Consider the following 17485-nt stretch of genomic DNA (forward strand, 5'->3'; position numbering starts at 1 on the left):
TGGCTATGCTTTTTCAAAGACTATGGATACAGAACTAGCTATAAAGGCTGTAGAAAATGCCTACATAACTCAAAAACCAAAGAATACTGTTATACTCCATAGTGATTTAGGCTCCCAGTATACAAGCTCTAAATTTGGTGATTATCTTTATGAACATAATATAATTCATTCTTTTAACGGCAAGTTATGTTCTTATGACAATGCTTGTATAGAATCCTTTCATGCTACACTAAAAAAGGAAGAAGTAAACTTAGTTACATATTATGACTTTGATGCTGCAAGGATAGCTATATTCAAATATAGAATCCTGGTATAACAGAAAAAGGCTGCATAGCAGTATCGGTTATATGACTCCCCAACAGTTTGAAAATTCTTTAAGAAAAACTGCATAAAAAATTTCAGTTTTTGTGTCTGCTATATTGACATAAATCTAGCTAACGCAGTTTCTTTCACTAGGAAACTGTGCGTTAGCAAGTTTATTGTTAACTATAATTTTTTAAAAGTTCAGCTTCTACAACTTATAAGTTTAATTAAATCTATCATACTAATAGATGAAAAGATAGTTTTTGTGGTCTAATCATAATAAATAATAAAAAACTTTTAATTGCTATCCATCATAAAGTTTTCTACAGCTTCTAAAGAAGGTAGAGCACTTATAGCACCCTTGCTCATAGTAGTTAAAGCCGCAACTGCATTTGAAAATTTAAGTACGCTAGCCATTTCATCATTTAATATTTCAGTTAGACTTAGGTTTCTGCTGCAGACTTGATACAGGAAGGCTCCTATGAAGGAATCCCCTGCACCGGTAGTATCTACAGCCTTAACCTTGTATCCTTCAGCTGTCACTTCACGGCCTCCAAAATATGCTGAAACTCCTCTACTTCCTCTTGTGATGAGCAGAACTTCAACATTAAAAGATAAGAGCCATTGAATTGCTTTTTCTTCTTCATTAATACCAGTAATAAACTCAAGTTCATCCTGGCTTATTTTTAAAATATCAGCGTATTTTATAAATTGACGAATTACATTTTTATATTCCTCATAGTTATGCCATAATGGAAGTCTTATGTTTGGGTCAAAGCTTATTATTCCTCCTGCCTCTTTCACAGCTTCAATGGCAGCTATATGAGCCTTTCTCACTGGTGCATCAACAAGACTTACAGAACAAAAGTGAAGGATATCTCCTGCGTTAAACCAATTTTGATTTATCTCAGATTCATCCAAAAGCATGTCTGCACTTGGGTTTCTATAAAAGGAGAAGTCTCTTTCTCCGTCCTCCTTTAAGGAAACAAAGGCAAGTGCAGTATTAGCTTTATTAGTTCTAAATATATAGTCTGTTTCTACTCCAACATTCTTTAGAGTTTCAACAAGAAAATCTCCAAAGGCATCTTGTCCTAATTTTCCTATAAAAAAACTTTCACCACCCAATAATGATACTGTAGCAGCAACATTAGCTGGTGCTCCTCCCGGTGCCTTCTGAAATGATCTAACTTCTTTCAATCCTACACCTTTTTGTTCAGGTATAAAATCAATCAACGCTTCACCTATTGTAAATATTTTTCTCATTTTAGATCCTCCCGTATTCCTTATCCTGCCCATAAGAATTATTAATTCTTATGCCTCCTATAACTTTATATCCCACTTATTGAGTTCTATAATAATTATTTCACTATCTGAGAAAAATTCAATATTTTTTGCAGTAGATTTAGGATATACAGTGGATGACATAACTTTTTCTCCATCCTGTATAAATATTTCTACCGAGCTTCTATCTATAAAAATTCTTAACTTTAGTTTATTATTTAAAAGAGTTACAGCCACTTTTCTTATATATTTGATGTCCTCATCTTGTTCAGCTCCCAGCAAAGCCTCTCCATTTTTAGAACGGTCAAAAACAAACTTACCCTCTGTCTTATCATAATACATAACCGTTTCGTTCTCTTCATCCTTTAGTATCTTAAGACCAAATTTACTTGCATCTAGGGCATCTATTTCTAGTTCAAGTTCAATATTTTGTCCTTCTACCCCTGCTAAAGTCGACTGGTTTTTTACTGTTATATGTTTATAGCTTACCTGGTTTGCTCTGTAGTTTTTCATCTCTTCTACAGGAAGCTGATAAAGCTTACCGCTTACTAGCTTAAGCTCTCTTGGCAGTGTAATGGCTCCTGCCCACTGGTGATTCTTCTCATGGGTTGGCATATTACGTCCCCACATCTGCATCCAAGCTATAAGTATACGTCTACCCTTATCATCTATCATTGTTTGAGGAGCATAAAAATCAAAACCAGCATCAATTTCCTCTACAGTATGATAATTATACTTGCAATTTTCAAAATCAAAATCACCTAAAATATAAACACTGGAGTTAGTATTACAGTATCTATCTCCGTCTCTTTTTAAAGCCATAGGGGACAGTATCAATACATCTGTGTTATCAAGACGGAAAAAATCTGGGCATTCCCACATCTTCCCAAGCTTGTTTTCACTCCTTGCCAGTATCCCTACGTAAGTCCAATCTAAAAGATCCTTTGATTTATAAAGCAATATTTGCCCGCTTCTATCTTCATTACAGGAAGCAACTACTACATAGAAATCTTCACCATGCTTAAACACCTTTGGATCTCTAAAATCCTGAGGCAGTGCATGTTCTGGCAAATCTTTTGTTCCTATCACTGGGTTAGCTTTTACCTTTGTAAACTCGATGCCATCTTCTGAAACTGCTATATTTTGAATTTGGCGGATATTCTCTGGTTTTTCCGGATCTGGATTTGTATGTCCAGTATACATGAGATATAGCTTTCCGTCCTTTTCAATGGCACTTCCGGAAAAACAACCATCAGCATCATAATACATGTCTGGCGCTAAAGCTACAGGCAGGTGTTCCCATTTCACTAAATCCTTGCTCTTAACATGCCCCCAATGCATAGGTCCCCATTGACTGTTGTAAGGATAATATTGATAAAATAAATGATATTCTCTATTATAATAACAAAAACCATTTGGATCATTAATCCATCCTATTTCCGCCATAACATGATAACTAAGTCGATACTCCTGGTTTATTTTATCTTTATTTTGTGCAACATAATCTCGTGCTTTACTAAGTTTGCTCATTATAGCTCTCCTTTTTAACATATGATTTAAATATATAAAAAATTGTTTTGAATACTCTACAAATATTACTTCTCATATTACTTTTTCCAGCTGCTGCGCAGCTTATAAAACTCTAAATTTACTAGCTTTACATCCCCTCCCTTGGAGTAAAGCTCTATGCCTTTACTTTTAGGATCAGGATAAATAAGATTTGTCATTACTACCTTTCCATCATTTCCAAAAACCTCAACTGAAGAGGCATCAACAAATATATGCAGCTTTATCTTGTTATCCACAGGCTTAAGCTCTGCAGTATACTTGCGTTTAAAATATTCACTAAAGGAAACCTCGCCTGAGTTTACTCTGTTTAAAGAAATATTTTTATTCTTAGTGTTATAGGAAACTGTAGTTTCCTCTGAATCTGATTTTCTTAATTTAAAACCGAATTCTTCAGCAGTACCTAATTCAAATTCAGCAACTATTTCATAGCTTTCTCCAGAGTAACCTTTTAGGATATTCTTATCTGGTGATATAACCTTGTTATTAATTTTCTTAGAACCATATCTTAAACTTTCTAATTGCGTCAACGGTGTCTGTACAAGCCTTAGCCCCTCAGGAAAACTCTTTAAACTTACCTTTCGAGGTAAAGTAGCTTGCCCTCTCCAACGTTCTGTTGGCACTAGTTGTGCATACTTCCAGTTATTCATCCAACCAAGCCAATAATAGCTTCCATCATCAGCTTTTGCTCCCGAAAAGCTTTGTGCTGCATAAAAATCTGAACCGTAGTCTAGCCAAAGAGTAGTAGTTTTCGAATTATCATTAGTAAACTTAGTCCCATCAAAATTACCTATAAAATATTGACCTCCAGATCCTCCTCCTACAGCGTTATCTCCTACATCTACTTTTAGTACCCATTTCATATTTTGTTTATCTCCATCTACAGGAAGTTCAAACAATCCAGGACACTCCCATACACCTCCATGAGAACCCTCATAAGAACCAAATTCACTTAAGTAATTCCAGTTTTTCAAATCACTGGAGTTATAAAATTCAACTTTAACACCAGCTGCAAGTACCATTATCCATTTTTTTGTATTATCATGCCAGAAAACATATGGATCCCTAAAGTCTCTTGCTCCCATATTTTTTAGAACAGGATTACCCTTATATTTATTAAAGGTTTTTCCTCCATCTGTACTAAAGGCCATGCTTTGCTGCTGAAGCCCTTTGTTGTCATTAGTATATAAAGATACAATTCCTGAACCTTTATCAAATAAACCTGAGGTATTTTGACTGTCTACTACTGAGCTTCCAGTAAAGATTGTTCCTAGATCATCTGGCTCTAAAGCTACAGGAAGATGAGTCCAAGTAACCATATCCGGACTAGTTGCATGTCCCCAGTGCATAGGTCCCCAAATAGTATCATTTGGATTATATTGATAAAACAAATGATAGTTTCCTTCGTAATAAAACATTCCACACGGGTCATTCATCCAATTTTTTTCAGGTGAAAAGTGGTATTGTGGTCTATACTTTTCTTTATAGTTATTATTGCTTTTAGAACATCCAACTGCAGTAAGTATAAAAATAATCATTAAAGAAATGAAACGATATAACTTTCTTTTCATAAATACCCCCATAATCTCTTTCAAATTATTCATAAAAATCGTAATATGAACATTATTCTTGCAAAAAAGGAGTAAGTATAATTGCTGTAAAGAAGAACCTACTATACTTACTCCTCCTATTAAATAATATTAAAATTATACTTTGAATTATTTATTGTTTGAGTAGAACTTATCAAAAGCATTTTGTTTAATTTCCATAAACTTCTTTAGTCCCATCTTGTCAAGTTCTGCCAAATAGTCATTCCACTCTTTTTCAACCCCACCTTTTGACATCCATTCTACAGTTTTTCTATCTGTATATGGTGCTATTAAAGCTTCAAGCTTTGTATACTCATCTGACTCTTCATTAGTTAAAAACACTCTTGGGTAAACATAGTCAGATTTCATATATGGAACTAATTTCTTTATACGTTCAAGTCTCCTAGCTGCATCATCTGGCTTAGTCACTTGATTGCCGTAGTATTCATCTAATATAGCTAGAGGTCCTCCTACAGATGTTTTATCTCTTAATTCTCCAGGTGCAGTATCACCTAGTGGTAAATGCTTTAACTTTCCATCTACCAATTCAAAAATGTTTTGCTGGTTTGGATCACCATAAGTTCCCCAGTTATTTTGTGCTGACTGAAGTGGTTCATACATTTTGTCAAACCATCTTGCAGTTAACTCTAAGTTCTGATTTGCACTAGTAATTACTGCTCTTGATCTATCTAAACCAAAACCATTACATCTAGCAAGGTTTGCCTCCCCATTTGGTCCTTTTAATGGCGGCATTAATTCATACTTATCATTGTTACCAGTAACATTATCTTTATCCCATGTAAAATATACGCCAAAACGATTATCTTTACCCTTAGCAACAAAGGTAGCCCAATCCTGAGTAAAGGCTTCTGGATCTATTAAACCTTTTTGGTTTAAGCTGTACATCCATTTCATTGCTTCTTTATAACCTTCATCAGCACGAGTATATACTACTTTCTTATCGTTTGTAACTACAGTATGATCCCAATTATCCCCAAGACCAAAGGCTCCGAATAAATATTGAGGGCCTTCATTACCATTGTTTACAATAAAGGACAATGGAATCTCATCCTTTTTACCATTACCATTAGGATCTTGATCTCTAAAAGCAATTAATACTTTTTCGAATTCTTCAATAGTTGTTGGCATTTCCAATCCTAACTTATTTAACCATTCTATATTAATAAATGCCATATCAGATATAGATTGAATTCTTTCTTTGCCAGAGCCTAATTCTTCAATCCATGGAAAACTGTACATATGCCCATCTGGAGCAGTAGCAAAGGCTTTATACTCAGGATGTTTATCATATATTGCCTTTAGATTAGGCATATATTTTTCTACTAACTCTTCTACAGGAATAATTACTCCGTCTTTTGCATATTTTAAAAGATCATAATCGCTAAATCCACCATTAAAGAATGCGTCCGGAAGATCACCGCTTGCAAGCAACAGATTCTTCTTTTCTCCAAATTGATCATGTGTGAAATTTATCCAGTTAATATGAAGATTTGTTGCCTCTTCAAGTCTTTTGAATATTAATTTATCATTAGGATCTTTTGGTGATGTTAGTCCACTGCTAGTAACTATCTTTAAAGTCACTTTCTCTTTTAATGGGAATGATACATTTGTTAGTCTGTAATCAGGAGATGAATTTGCTCCTTTTGCTCCACCTCCTCCTTTTGATTTATTACCATTAGCAGCGCAGCCAGTAACTAATAAAGATGCAGCTAATGTAACACTTAGAAGTTTACTAATTTTTTTCATGCTTGTACCCCCTATAATTTTTTATTTTTAACCTTTAATGGATCCTACCAATACACCTTTTTCAAAGTATTTTTGGAAGAAAGGATACATTAAAATTAATGGTAAACTTGAAATAACAATAGTTGAATACTTTAATAACTCAGCAATTTCCTGTTGATATGCTAAAGCTTGAATATCTGCTATCATTCCTGGTGAAGGTTGATTCTTAACTAAGATTTTTCTAAGCACAAGCTGTAAAGGTGCCATATCAGGATTATCCAAATAAATCATTGCTGAAAACCATGAATTCCATTGACCAACAAATCCCCATAACATTAATACTGCTATTATAGGTTTGCAAAGCGGTAACAATATCTTAAAAAAATAATGCATGTCCGATGCTCCATCAACAATTGCCGCTTCTCGAAGTTCCTGTGGTATGCCTTGATAGTATGTTCTAATCAAAATAATATTCCATACATTTACAGCCCCTGGTATAACAATAGCCCAAACTGTATTTAACATTTTTAGATTTTTTATTGTCATATATGTTGGAATAAGTCCTCCATTAAAGAACATTGTTATGACAAAATATATCATAATAATCTTTTTACCAACCAAATCTTTTTTAGTTAATGGATAGGCAGCAAATAAGCAAATAGCAAGGGAAATAACAGTAGACAATGTTGAATAATAAAATGAATTAGCAAATCCTCTCCAGATAGTTCCATCTTTAAAAACACGTTCATAACCTGTAAGAGACCAGTCTTTTGGATTAAAACTTAAGCCTTTATTTAACAAGGTTGTGGGTTTCATAAAAGATCCAATAACTACATATATCAAGGGTAATAATACCGATAAAACTATCAATGTAAGCAATGTAATATTTATAAGTAAAACAATCTTATCTATTTTGGATTCTTTTTTTAACATTTAGCTTTAACCTCCATTCTGCTACTATAGTCCCTGCCCTTCATTCAATCGCTTAACTATTTGATCAACAAGCACAAGCAGTATAACATTAATTACAGCATTAAATACTCCTACTGCAGCTCCATAACTAAAGTCTGCTCTTTCCAAACCAATTTTATAAGTAAAAGTAGAAATAACTTCTGAGGTAGGATTGTTACCAGCAGTTTGTAATAACAATGCCTTATCACCGCCTGCATTCATTATACCTCCTGCAGCTAAAATAAATTGTATAACCATAATTGACTTTATTGTAGGTAGATCTATATGTATAATTTGTTTCAAAATACTTGCTCCATCAATAACAGCAGCATCGATTAAATCCTGTGAAACATTTGAAAGTGCAGCTGTATATATAATAGATGCCCAACCAGCACCTTGCCATATTCCGCTAGCTATAAATATTGTTCTAAAATAACTAGGCTCAAGCATAAAATTTACAGTTTTGCCGGTAATAGCAGTAATAATTTTATTAACTGGTCCTACTGGTGATAAGAATATAAAAATCATACCTGCAATTACTACAACTGAAATAAAGTTTGGTGCATACACAATAAGTTGAATATTTTTTTTAACCATTTTACTTCTAACTCTATTGAGCATAAGTGCCAAAGCAATTGGTGCGGGGAATCCCCATAACAACCCATAAATACTTAACAATAAAGTATTTTTAAACGTTAACATAAAATTTGGTGAATCTATAAATCTTTCAAAATGTTTAAATCCAACCCAAGGACTTCCCAAAATACCCTTTAATACATTAAAGTCTTTGAAAGCTATCACAATCCCATACATTGGCAAATAAGCAAATATAAATGTAAGAACTATTGCTGGCAGAATAAAAAGATACAATTGATAATTATCTTTTATATATCTTATTTTTTTCAAAATTTTTTCTTTCCTTATCAATTTACCATTTATTGATTTAACAGTTGAAATCATTTAGCTCCCCCTCATTACAAACTTTTACTGGATAAAATTATTTATTTTTTAATGTTTAACCCTCCTTTAATCAGTTTACATTTTCAAAGTTTTATCGTTTGCATTTTAAAAATTTTATTTTATTATTGCTAATTTTATATTAGCAAATTTATTAGTATATGTCAACATTTTCTTTTCTTTTTAAATATATTTTTGTTTACATATTCACAATAATATTTTTACATTTTGAAATTATTTATTGTTTATTTGTTTATTTTTAAAAATTTATTTTAATGATTATTGAATTTTAATATAAACTATTGTACATTTTACATATAACATAGTTTTTTATTACTTTAAACAAAATGTCCTATTGCATATAAAATATCATTTATATACTTAGTACATTTTAAAGTAATTGTTTATTATAGTGAAGACTTATTATTGTTTATAATAACAACTTATAAAAAAGGAGTTTATATAGTATGAGCAAAAAAAAAGTAAACTTACAAGATATAGCTGATGCATTGGGGCTATCCAGAAATACTGTGTCTAAAGCACTAAATGGTAATAAGAGCGTACCAGAAGCTACAAGAAATAAAGTTATAAAAAAAGCAATTAGTTTAAAATATAAACAGTTTGCTTTTATGAATACTGAAAATTTAATAACAAAAAAAACAGGCAATATTGCTTTATTGACGCGTCAATTACCTACTAATTCACATTTTGGTTCTTCCTTACTAAGTGGATTAGAAAAAAGAATTAGTTCTGAAGGCTACAACCTTTCAATTCACATTCTTCGAGAAACTGAGTTTAATTCACTTGCTCTACCAAATAATTTTGATAAATCAAGTGTAAACGGAATAATATGCATAGAACTATTTGACAAGAAATATACTCAATTAGTAAATAACTTAGGGATTCCAACAATATTCATAGATACTACATCAAACATATTATATCCAGACCTCAATGCAGATATTTTATTAATGGAAAACGAGCATAGTACTTATTTAATTACAAAAAAGCTAATAGATAGCGGACATAATAAAATTGGCTTTGTTGGTGATTATACTCACTGTAAAAGCTTTAATGAAAGATGGGTTGGATTTAATAGAGCACTACTTGAGTACAATCTCCAGTTAGATTTATCTTTGTGCATAACTGAAGATGATAATTATCCTTATACAGATCCTCAATGGATGAAAAAACAGCTAGATAACATGAAAGTATTACCATCAGCTTTTGTGTGTGCAAATGATTTTATTGCAGTTAGTGCAATGAGTGCGTTAAAAAGTAAAAATATAAAAATTCCAGAAGATATTGTAGTCTGCGGTTTTGACGATACTCCTGAGTCACGTGTTATTGAACCTAACTTAACAACTGTTCATATATTTAATATTGATATGGGAATTATTGCTGCCGAAATGTTACTAGCAAGAATAAAAAATCCAACAAAGCCTTCTCAAATAACATATGTAAAAACTGAACCAATATTTAGAGCTTCTACTGGAAAGCTTAGTGATTTAAATAGATAAAGTTATTTACTGCATTTACAATAAAAGAATTATAAATAAGACACTCTTATAGGTAAGCCCTAACGCTTAGTAAGAACTTGTTTGATAAATCAAAGCGCAATGAATATAATAGCTGTATATTAAGAAAACGGAAAGCGTAAAAAATAGACGTCTAGATATATACAGATACACTTGATAAAATTACAGATATAATAACAGGAGATATCTGTATTGGAAAATGCATTACAACAGAAAGCTTGGGAAAAAATCTTAGAAAATTATTCTTCCTATGAAGGTACTTTAAATGATTTTTGCAGTGAAAATAATATAACCAAACATCAGCTTTATTATTACAAAAAGAAACTTAACAAGCCAAATAAACCAGTATTTCATGCCATAGCTCTAAAATCTGTAAAGAATGCAGATAATACGAAAAAAGCATATAAGGATATACGTATAGAGATTGGTAAAAGTAAAATATTTATATCGTCAGATGAAGCAGAATTATTAAAAACTATACTTAAGGAACTAGCGGCAATATGCTGAATATTGATAAGGTTAATACCGTATATATAGCCTGCGGAGCGACAGATTTAAGAAGAAACATCGATGGCTTAGCTCTTATCGTTCAAACAGAGCTTAAACTTAATCCTTTTGAAAAAGCATTATTTGTATTTTGCAATAAGCAGATGAATAAATTAAACATACTGCATTTTGATGAAGGCTTCTGGCTGTACTATTATCGATTAGAAAAAGGGAGATTTAAATGGCCGATGACAAAGACGGAAGCATTAGGAGTTAACTTGGAAGAATTACGGTGGCTTTTAAAAGGTTATGAGGTAAGAACTGTATCAAAATTTAAGCCAATAGATAGCAAAAACTATTATTAAAACTATCTTAAATACCTTCTAACCCTTGAAAAATCAAGGGTTTTCTGTTATAATATAAGTGTAAAAAACAAAAGATGAGGTACTAAAATGGATGGCTTAAATATAAAAAATCAGTTAGATGAAAAGGTAAAAGCTATAATTTCTAAGCTGGAAAAAGAAATAGCTGATAAGGATCAAGAAATTAATAATTTAAAAAACAAATTAGCATTTTTAAAAAATCAAATTCTTAATAAAAACAAAAAGTGGAGTGTTCTGGACAAGTTAGACACATAGAAATGATAGTTTGCTATGCTTTTCTTAGAATTGCTTGATTTTATGATTTGTTAATTTGCAGATATAAACTTTTGTAATAAATTCAATAATATAACAGTAAAAGACAAATACCTTCCTACCAGAATATATAAACAATATTACTAATTTTCAGTAAACTTATTTATATTAAGAAGCTTATTATTTCTGTAATATTCAGCAACATATTCCTTTGGAGACTTGTATCCTAAGCTGGAATGAAGCCGCTTACAGTTGTAAAACGTTTCAATATAATCCACAATCTCTTATTTAGCTTCTGCTATAGTTTTGAATTTCCTTCCATATATAACGTCTTTCTTTAAGGATGCAAAGAAAGACTCCCCGCAGGCATTGTCGTAGCAATTACCCTTTCGGCTCATGCTCTGCTGTATTTGATTCTTTCTTAAAAGTTCTTGATAATCATAGGACGCATACTGAACACCTCTATCTGAATGAAATATCAGCCCTGCATCTGGTCTATGTTTAGTTATAGCTTGTTCCATTGCTCCTATAACTAAATCTCTAGTCATTCTTGTTCCTAATGACCATCCAACTATTTCTTTTTGAAACAGGTCTTCTATTGATGCAAGGTACAGCCATCCTTCATCTGTGGCAATGTAGGTAATATCTCCAACCCACTTTTCATTTGGTTTTTCTGCTTTAAAGTCCTGGTTTAAGAGATTTGGAGCCACAGGATATTTGTGATTAGAATAAGTAGTGGCCTTAAATTTCCTTTTAAGTCTGCTGTGGATATTGTTCTCATTCATAAGTTTAGACACCTTATCTCTTCCACAAGCAATGTTCTCTTTATTAAGTTGAGTCTTTATTCTTCTTATTCCATAGGTTTCTCTGGATTCTTTATGTACTCTGCGTATATGCTCTACTAATTCTTTGTCATTTTTCTTTCTATTGCTTTCTGGTCTCTTAATCCAAGCATAATAGGAGCTCCTTTTTATATTTAACACTTCACACATCTTCTCCACTCGAAATTCGGAGCTGTTTTCTATAATGAATCTATATCTTATTTCTCGGGCTTTGTGAAGATGCGCATAGCTTTTTTTAATATCTCATTTTCCTCCTCAATATCTGCAAGTCTTTTCTTTAATCTTCTCATTTCATCATCTTCAGGTCTTAAGTGTCCTTTACCAGGGAATGCGTTTTCACCATGTTCTCTATACTGCTTAATCCACCTTCTCAAGGATACTTCAGCAACCCCTATATCTTTTGCAACCTCTGATACTTTCTTTCCGCCTTCAGTAACTAGTCTTATAATCTCTTTCTTATATTCTTCTGTATATACCTTCTTTTGCATTATGGGCACATCCTTTCTTGGTTCTATTATACCAACCTTTCTATGTGTCTATCAATTCCAGTATAGTTCATCCTCCTTTTCAAAAACTTTTATAATATACTTATCAATTACTTATATTACTTAATATTATTTCTTGTCAAATATTATATATATATATTAGAGTCAACAAATTTATATCGCAAATTATTACATTTTTTAACATTCAAAATAAAAAGCTCGAGAAACCTCGAGCCTATTCTATCACTATTCTATTATAATTTTTCTTTCCTCTTTTAACTAATATACTTCCATCTGTAAAATGTTCTTCTGTTAATACCATATTAATATCTGTAACTTTCTCATTATTTACACTTAAACCGCCTTGCTGAATAAGTCTTCTTCCTTCTGCTTTAGATGGAATTACCTTAGCTGCAGTTAGTATATCTAAAATTGCGGAGCCTACCATATCTTTACTAATAACAGCTGTTGGAACATTGCTCATATCAGCTCCTCCGCCAAATAAAGCTTCTGCAGCAGATTTTGCCTTTATTGCCTCTTCCTCTCCATGCACAAGCTTTGTAACTTCAAAAGCAAGAACTTTCTTAGCCTCATTTATTTCTGCATCTTTAAGTGAACCTAATCTTCTAACTTCATCCATTGGAAGGAAGGTTAACAGTGCAAGACACTTTTGAACGTCTGCATCAGCTATATTTCTCCAGTACTGATAGAAATCGTATGGAGAAGTTTTATCCTTATCAAGCCATAAAGCTCCTTTTTCTGTTTTACCCATCTTTTTGCCTTCGCTGTTAGTTAAAAGAGTACAAGTCATAGCAAAAGCAGGCTTGTTTTCTTTTCTTCTAATTAAATCAACGCCGGCAAGCATATTTGACCATTGGTCGTCGCCGCCAAGCTGCATTACACAGCCATACCTTCTGTTTAATTCAAGAAAGTCATAACCCTGCATAAGCATGTAGTTAAACTCTAAAAAGGAAAGTCCTTTTTCTAATCTTTGTTTAAAACATTCTGCAGTTAACATTTTATTAACTGAAAAATGAACTCCTATTTCTCTTATAAATTCTACATAATTTAGATTTAAAAGCCACTCTGCATTATTATCTAATATAGCTTTTCCATCACTGAAGTCTATAAACTTCTGCATTTGTTTCTTTATACATGCCACATTATGAGCTATATCTTCCTTAGTAAGCATTTTTCTCATATCAGATTTACCTGATGGATCTCCTACCATGGCAGTTCCTCCACCAACCAATGCTATTGGTCTGTGGCCTGCTCTTTGCATATGTGCCATCATCATCATTGCGATAAAATGTCCTACGTGTAAACTGTCTGCTGTTGGATCAAATCCTATATAAAAAGTTATTTTTTCCTTTTCTAAAAGTTCTCTTATTTCAGCTTCATGGGTATACTGTTTTATAAACCCGCGTTCAACTAATGTATCTAATACACTTGCCATATTTAATCCTCCTGTGTTTATTATTGTGCGCATAACAATTACTTCTGCAGCACCTCTTGCGTTAAAATTCCTTCTTTATAGTATATAGTTAAAACAGTAATTTATCAATATTTAATTGTATGTATAATAGATTTTATATTGAAATTTCATTAAAAACTAACTAAAATTAAAGACTGCACCGTATGGCGCAGTCTTTAATTTTATGCTACATATTTTTTAATAAACTCAGGCATTTCAGCTTCTTCACTGTTAATATTTATATAAAACTCTACGTTGTTTTCTTGTGAGATTTTTTCTAAATCAAAAAACAAATGTGCAGCATCCCTTATATTCCCCTGGACAATATTAGACAGGCCATCAATGAAGATAGTATCTATATCATAATCCTCTGAAATAATGCCGCACAAAAAACCATAAAAACAATTGTAATCTTTTAAACAATAATCTTTAGCTGCTATTAGTCTAACATTTCTGTTAAGATCAAATAAATGTCTTTTATCATCGTCGATGTACACAACATGTCCCTTAGACTCCAAAGCTCTGTCATTTGCCAAGTTGATTAAAGCTTTTGTTTTTCCTGAACCTCTCTTATTACAAAATACATGAATCATGGTTACCACCCCTTCGTGTTATTTTTTAGGTGCTGTTTCCTTCATTATATAATATTCAGAATATTTATTCAATATTCCATAATATAATGTTTCTTAATAAATTGTTAATTCTTTATTTTTCCTATTCCTGGATAAACCACTTTGAAAAAGTCACCATTTAATGAGTTTATAAACATAATCCTGCCAATGTTTTTAAATGCCTTTTTCATTCTACTGAAGCCTCTTCCTTGTTTAATAAATCTCTTTTTGTCATCTAAGGCTATTATTTTTTCGTATATCCACATATTTCTTTTAATATAATTGTGGTCGCTTATATCCTTCCCTTTCACTAAAATTCCTGGACTAATAACACTAATGCTGTCATAACTTAATATTATTTCAATTTCTTTATAAAATATTGTATAGTCTCTATACAATACAGCGTTTTTTACGCCTTCAAAAAGCGCTTCTACAGGATAATTAACAGGAAGAAGTCTCTTTAATGTATCCTCACATGTATCCAGTATTGAAAGCAAGTCACCATTTATAATAATTATTTCATCTTCTTCCCTATTTATCTTATTAACTATTCTTACCATATTATGAGGAATATATACACTATTTATTTTAGAAAAAACTAAAATACCACCGAGAGTTGCTACAAATTTTCCTAAATCTTTATCAAACCTTATAATAGAAGCATTCTCCATTAAAATAATTCTGTTTTCCTTATTAGCTTCTATTTTATGAAAAGCAAAATACTTATCTACAAGCTCTGTATCTATACAATTGACTGAACTATTTATAATAGGACATAATTCAATATTTAAAGATAAACTCTCCTCAAGAGCAGCTGCAATTTCCTGCTTTCTCATTGTGTCCGTTGTAGAACCTCTCCTTATATAAAATGCTCCATTATCTCTTATTTGATAAGGTTTTTGTCCTCCATCATATATTGTAATAATCCCTAATTTTTTTCCATCATAAACGAAGTTTTCATAAGCTATTGGAATTGGCGGCTCACACCTGGAGGTTACAATTTGCATTATCTGTTCTTCTTCATAACCTTTGCCTTCAATTCCAATAACTTTCTTAGTCTTGTCTTCTATTCCTATTATTATATATCCTCTTCCCCCTTTAGAATTAGCAATAGCACAGACATCTTTAGCTAATTCCTTTCTGCCGCTTTCTATTTCTAAATCAAGCTTTTGTTTAAAATCAAGCTTAGGACCTTCTTCCCTTTTAAGCAAAATATTAAATTTTCTTATATCCATAACCTTTTAACCTAACCTGCTTTCCAATTTTACTATATTATATGAAAATATTAAAACCAGCATGAACTTTTCATTCATATTAATCATATATTACCTTCCAGTTATTATTTACAGTTGCTTCAATTGTTCCTCTTTCTAATATATAGTTTGCAATAAGCTCTGATACATCCGTTGTAATCTCTTTGACAACTTCATTATCTTGAAACATAGTATATTCTCCGCCGCCGCCTGCACGGTAATTGTTCATAACAACTTCATATTCTTTCTCCATGTCAAGTGGCTTTCCTTTGTACTCCAGTTTTACTACTCTTTCACCTATATCTTTTGATATATTTATAACATAATCTATCCCTTCCCACATATCATAATTATAATGCTGAGGCTTTGGAGCGCAAAATTTTGAGTTTACTTTTATTTCGCCCCCTTTGTACTTTTCAAAATAAGAGGCGCTTCTTTCCAATGCCTCTTTTATATCTCTTCCTTTTATTCTTATAACTTTTAAAGTATTCGGATATATATAATTAGACACTATGTCCCTCATAGTAACATCAGAAGGAAAACCCGGAGATTGATTGCTAAACAAAGCAGTATTTGATATATCAGCTCCTGAATACTCCATTTGTACTTTATTTATAAACTCAATAAGAGGGTTATCTTTTATCCTTACTTCCATAGGATCTTTTACTGTCATATCTCCTTTAATCTTTCCTATAGGCTTATCAAGCCATGCTTGAGTTTTATCTTCATATTCTTTAACTAATTTTATTACATTTTCATCTTCAATAACTCCTTCTACTGAAAGAAGTTCACAATTTTCATCACAAATCTTCCATCTATCTAAAGTTTTCTCTAAAGTTATTTCAACCTTACCTAAATTCTGCCCTTGAGAACCTGGCTGAAGAACTATAACATTATTTATTTTTTTACCAGAAATTAAGCGATGCTGATGACCAGTTAAAAGTATATCGATACCATCAACCTTTTTGCATAATTCATAGCCTTGATTTTCACCTGTTAAATTTTCTATAGGCTTTCCTGTGTCTATATTTCTTTCAATCCCACCATGGTAGCATACAATTACTAAATCTACCTTCTCCACTTCTCTTAAAATTTTAACCCACTTTTTAGCATATTCAACTGGATCCTGAAATTTTAATCCTTTTATGTGATTAGGATTTTCCCAGTTTGGTATATATTTGGTTGTAAGCCCCAATATTCCTGCTTTTATTCCTTCTTCAAACTCTTTTACTATATAAGCTTTTCCAGTATATTCACGGCCTGTATCTTCCTGAATAATATTTGCAGAAAGCCAGGGGAAGCTGGATTGTTTAATCACTTTTTTCAATATATTATCTCCATAGTTAAACTCATGATTTCCAATTACTGCAGCATCATAATTAAGATAGTTTAAAACTTTAATAACTGGATTTTCTTTTTCACTGTCAATTCTAGCATAATAATAGGTAATAGGAGTTCCTTGAATTAAATCACCATTATCTATTAATATTCTATTAGAATTTTTTTCTATTTCTTTTTTAATTAGAGTAGATATTCTACAAAGTCCTAATTCTCTTTTTTCATTATTGCCATAGTTTATGGAAAGTATATTTCCATGAATATCACTAGTTTCTAGTATGGTAATCTTTACTTTACTGCCTTTAACCATATAAATTTAGTATCCCCTTTCACATAAACTTTTCTTAATTTTCTTAACATTTAACATGATAATATTATAACATATTTAATAAACATTCATAGACTATTAATCACATAACTTCTTCTACAG

At 31.7% G+C, this 17485-nt stretch carries 16 protein-coding genes and 1 pseudogene; 6 read left to right on the plus strand and 11 right to left on the minus strand.

Annotated elements, in window-relative coordinates:
* Positions 1 to 316, plus strand: a 316-nt coding sequence (locus tag M2651_RS12545) for a transposase (protein WP_434062153.1), incomplete at its 5' end; no start/stop codon positions are given.
* Between the two features lie 10 nt (positions 317 to 326).
* Complete coding sequence (locus M2651_RS14480) at positions 327 to 392, plus strand: hypothetical protein (protein WP_350338304.1); 66 nt, start codon at positions 327 to 329, stop codon at positions 390 to 392.
* A gap of 208 nt (positions 393 to 600) precedes the next feature.
* Here M2651_RS14480 and M2651_RS12550 read toward each other — a convergent pair whose 3' ends face one another.
* From M2651_RS12550 to M2651_RS12575, 6 genes are all read right to left on the minus strand, one after another.
* Positions 601 to 1566, minus strand: a complete 966-nt coding sequence (locus M2651_RS12550) for a carbohydrate kinase family protein (RefSeq protein WP_252132696.1) — start codon at positions 1564 to 1566, stop codon at positions 601 to 603.
* A 57-nt stretch (positions 1567 to 1623) separates the two neighbouring features.
* Positions 1624 to 3114 carry a glycoside hydrolase family 32 protein gene (locus tag M2651_RS12555; RefSeq protein ID WP_252132697.1) on the minus strand — a complete coding sequence of 497 codons (1491 nt, stop codon included), beginning with the start codon at positions 3112 to 3114 and terminating at the stop codon, positions 1624 to 1626.
* 77 nt (positions 3115 to 3191) lie between these two features.
* Positions 3192 to 4721 carry a glycoside hydrolase family 32 protein gene (locus tag M2651_RS12560; protein ID WP_252132698.1) on the minus strand — a complete coding sequence of 510 codons (1530 nt, stop codon included), beginning with the start codon at positions 4719 to 4721 and terminating at the stop codon, positions 3192 to 3194.
* 147 nt (positions 4722 to 4868) lie between these two features.
* Entirely contained in the window at positions 4869 to 6506 is a 1638-nt protein-coding gene (locus M2651_RS12565; protein ID WP_252132699.1) for an ABC transporter substrate-binding protein, read from the minus strand.
* A 27-nt stretch (positions 6507 to 6533) separates the two neighbouring features.
* Positions 6534 to 7418, minus strand: coding sequence for a carbohydrate ABC transporter permease (locus M2651_RS12570; protein WP_252132700.1), 885 nt, complete (start codon positions 7416 to 7418; stop codon positions 6534 to 6536).
* 24 nt (positions 7419 to 7442) lie between these two features.
* Positions 7443 to 8396, minus strand: coding sequence for an ABC transporter permease (locus M2651_RS12575; protein ID WP_252132701.1), 954 nt, complete (start codon positions 8394 to 8396; stop codon positions 7443 to 7445).
* A gap of 464 nt (positions 8397 to 8860) precedes the next feature.
* Here M2651_RS12575 and M2651_RS12580 point away from each other — a divergent pair, with 464 nt between their 5' ends.
* The 4 genes from M2651_RS12580 (at position 8861) to M2651_RS12595 (ending at position 11055) form a co-directional block, all read left to right on the plus strand.
* Entirely contained in the window at positions 8861 to 9913 is a 1053-nt protein-coding gene (locus tag M2651_RS12580) for a LacI family DNA-binding transcriptional regulator (RefSeq protein WP_252132702.1), read from the plus strand.
* A 210-nt stretch (positions 9914 to 10123) separates the two neighbouring features.
* Positions 10124 to 10438, plus strand: a complete 315-nt coding sequence (gene tnpA, locus M2651_RS12585) for an IS66 family insertion sequence element accessory protein TnpA (protein ID WP_252132703.1) — start codon at positions 10124 to 10126, stop codon at positions 10436 to 10438.
* Entirely contained in the window at positions 10432 to 10782 is a 351-nt protein-coding gene (gene tnpB / locus M2651_RS12590; protein WP_252132704.1) for an IS66 family insertion sequence element accessory protein TnpB, read from the plus strand. Before tnpA ends, tnpB begins: the two co-directional genes overlap by 7 nt.
* A gap of 87 nt (positions 10783 to 10869) precedes the next feature.
* Positions 10870 to 11055: a hypothetical protein gene (locus M2651_RS12595; protein WP_252132705.1), complete on the plus strand. Its 186-nt coding sequence runs from the start codon at positions 10870 to 10872 to the stop codon at positions 11053 to 11055.
* A 140-nt stretch (positions 11056 to 11195) separates the two neighbouring features.
* Here M2651_RS12595 and M2651_RS12600 read toward each other — a convergent pair.
* The 5 genes and pseudogenes from M2651_RS12600 to M2651_RS12620 all read right to left on the minus strand — a co-directional run bounded on the left by M2651_RS12600 (position 11196) and on the right by M2651_RS12620 (position 17365).
* Positions 11196 to 12382 (minus strand): annotated as a pseudogene (locus M2651_RS12600) (IS3 family transposase).
* 232 nt (positions 12383 to 12614) lie between these two features.
* On the minus strand, positions 12615 to 13835 hold the full coding sequence (tyrS, locus tag M2651_RS12605; RefSeq protein ID WP_252132706.1) for a tyrosine--tRNA ligase: 1221 nt from the start codon (positions 13833 to 13835) through the stop codon (positions 12615 to 12617).
* Between the two features lie 200 nt (positions 13836 to 14035).
* Positions 14036 to 14446 carry a hypothetical protein gene (locus M2651_RS12610; protein ID WP_252132707.1) on the minus strand — a complete coding sequence of 137 codons (411 nt, stop codon included), beginning with the start codon at positions 14444 to 14446 and terminating at the stop codon, positions 14036 to 14038.
* A 104-nt stretch (positions 14447 to 14550) separates the two neighbouring features.
* Positions 14551 to 15699 (minus strand): AlbA family DNA-binding domain-containing protein, encoded by a 1149-nt coding sequence (locus M2651_RS12615; protein WP_252132708.1) that lies wholly within the window; start codon positions 15697 to 15699, stop codon positions 14551 to 14553.
* 79 nt (positions 15700 to 15778) lie between these two features.
* On the minus strand, positions 15779 to 17365 hold the full coding sequence (locus tag M2651_RS12620) for a bifunctional metallophosphatase/5'-nucleotidase (protein WP_252132709.1): 1587 nt from the start codon (positions 17363 to 17365) through the stop codon (positions 15779 to 15781).
* Positions 17366 to 17485: the final 120 nt, after the last annotated feature.

This window comes from Clostridium caldaquaticum (assembly GCF_023806125.1).
In the GTDB taxonomy this organism is placed as follows: domain Bacteria; phylum Bacillota; class Clostridia; order Clostridiales; family Clostridiaceae; genus Clostridium_AT; species Clostridium_AT caldaquaticum.

Bases quoted from the DNA above. Each gene is read 5' to 3' on its own strand.
- M2651_RS12555 (WP_252132697.1), bottom strand. From the start codon at position 3,114: ATGAGCAAACTTAGTAAAGCACGAGATTATGTTGCACAAAATAAAGAT.
- M2651_RS12565 (WP_252132699.1), bottom strand. From the start codon at position 6,506: ATGAAAAAAATTAGTAAACTTCTAAGTGTTACATTAGCTGCATCTTTA.
- M2651_RS12575 (WP_252132701.1), bottom strand. From the start codon at position 8,396: ATGATTTCAACTGTTAAATCAATAAATGGTAAATTGATAAGGAAAGAA.
- M2651_RS12615 (WP_252132708.1), bottom strand. From the start codon at position 15,699: ATGGATATAAGAAAATTTAATATTTTGCTTAAAAGGGAAGAAGGTCCT.
- M2651_RS12550 (WP_252132696.1), bottom strand. From the start codon at position 1,566: ATGAGAAAAATATTTACAATAGGTGAAGCGTTGATTGATTTTATACCT.
- M2651_RS12580 (WP_252132702.1), top strand. From the start codon at position 8,861: ATGAGCAAAAAAAAAGTAAACTTACAAGATATAGCTGATGCATTGGGG.
- M2651_RS12610 (WP_252132707.1), bottom strand. From the start codon at position 14,446: ATGATTCATGTATTTTGTAATAAGAGAGGTTCAGGAAAAACAAAAGCT.
- M2651_RS12620 (WP_252132709.1), bottom strand. From the start codon at position 17,365: ATGGTTAAAGGCAGTAAAGTAAAGATTACCATACTAGAAACTAGTGAT.
- M2651_RS12560 (WP_252132698.1), bottom strand. From the start codon at position 4,721: ATGAAAAGAAAGTTATATCGTTTCATTTCTTTAATGATTATTTTTATA.
- M2651_RS12595 (WP_252132705.1), top strand. From the start codon at position 10,870: ATGGATGGCTTAAATATAAAAAATCAGTTAGATGAAAAGGTAAAAGCT.
- tnpB (WP_252132704.1), top strand. From the start codon at position 10,432: ATGCTGAATATTGATAAGGTTAATACCGTATATATAGCCTGCGGAGCG.
- tyrS (WP_252132706.1), bottom strand. From the start codon at position 13,835: ATGGCAAGTGTATTAGATACATTAGTTGAACGCGGGTTTATAAAACAG.
- M2651_RS12570 (WP_252132700.1), bottom strand. From the start codon at position 7,418: ATGTTAAAAAAAGAATCCAAAATAGATAAGATTGTTTTACTTATAAAT.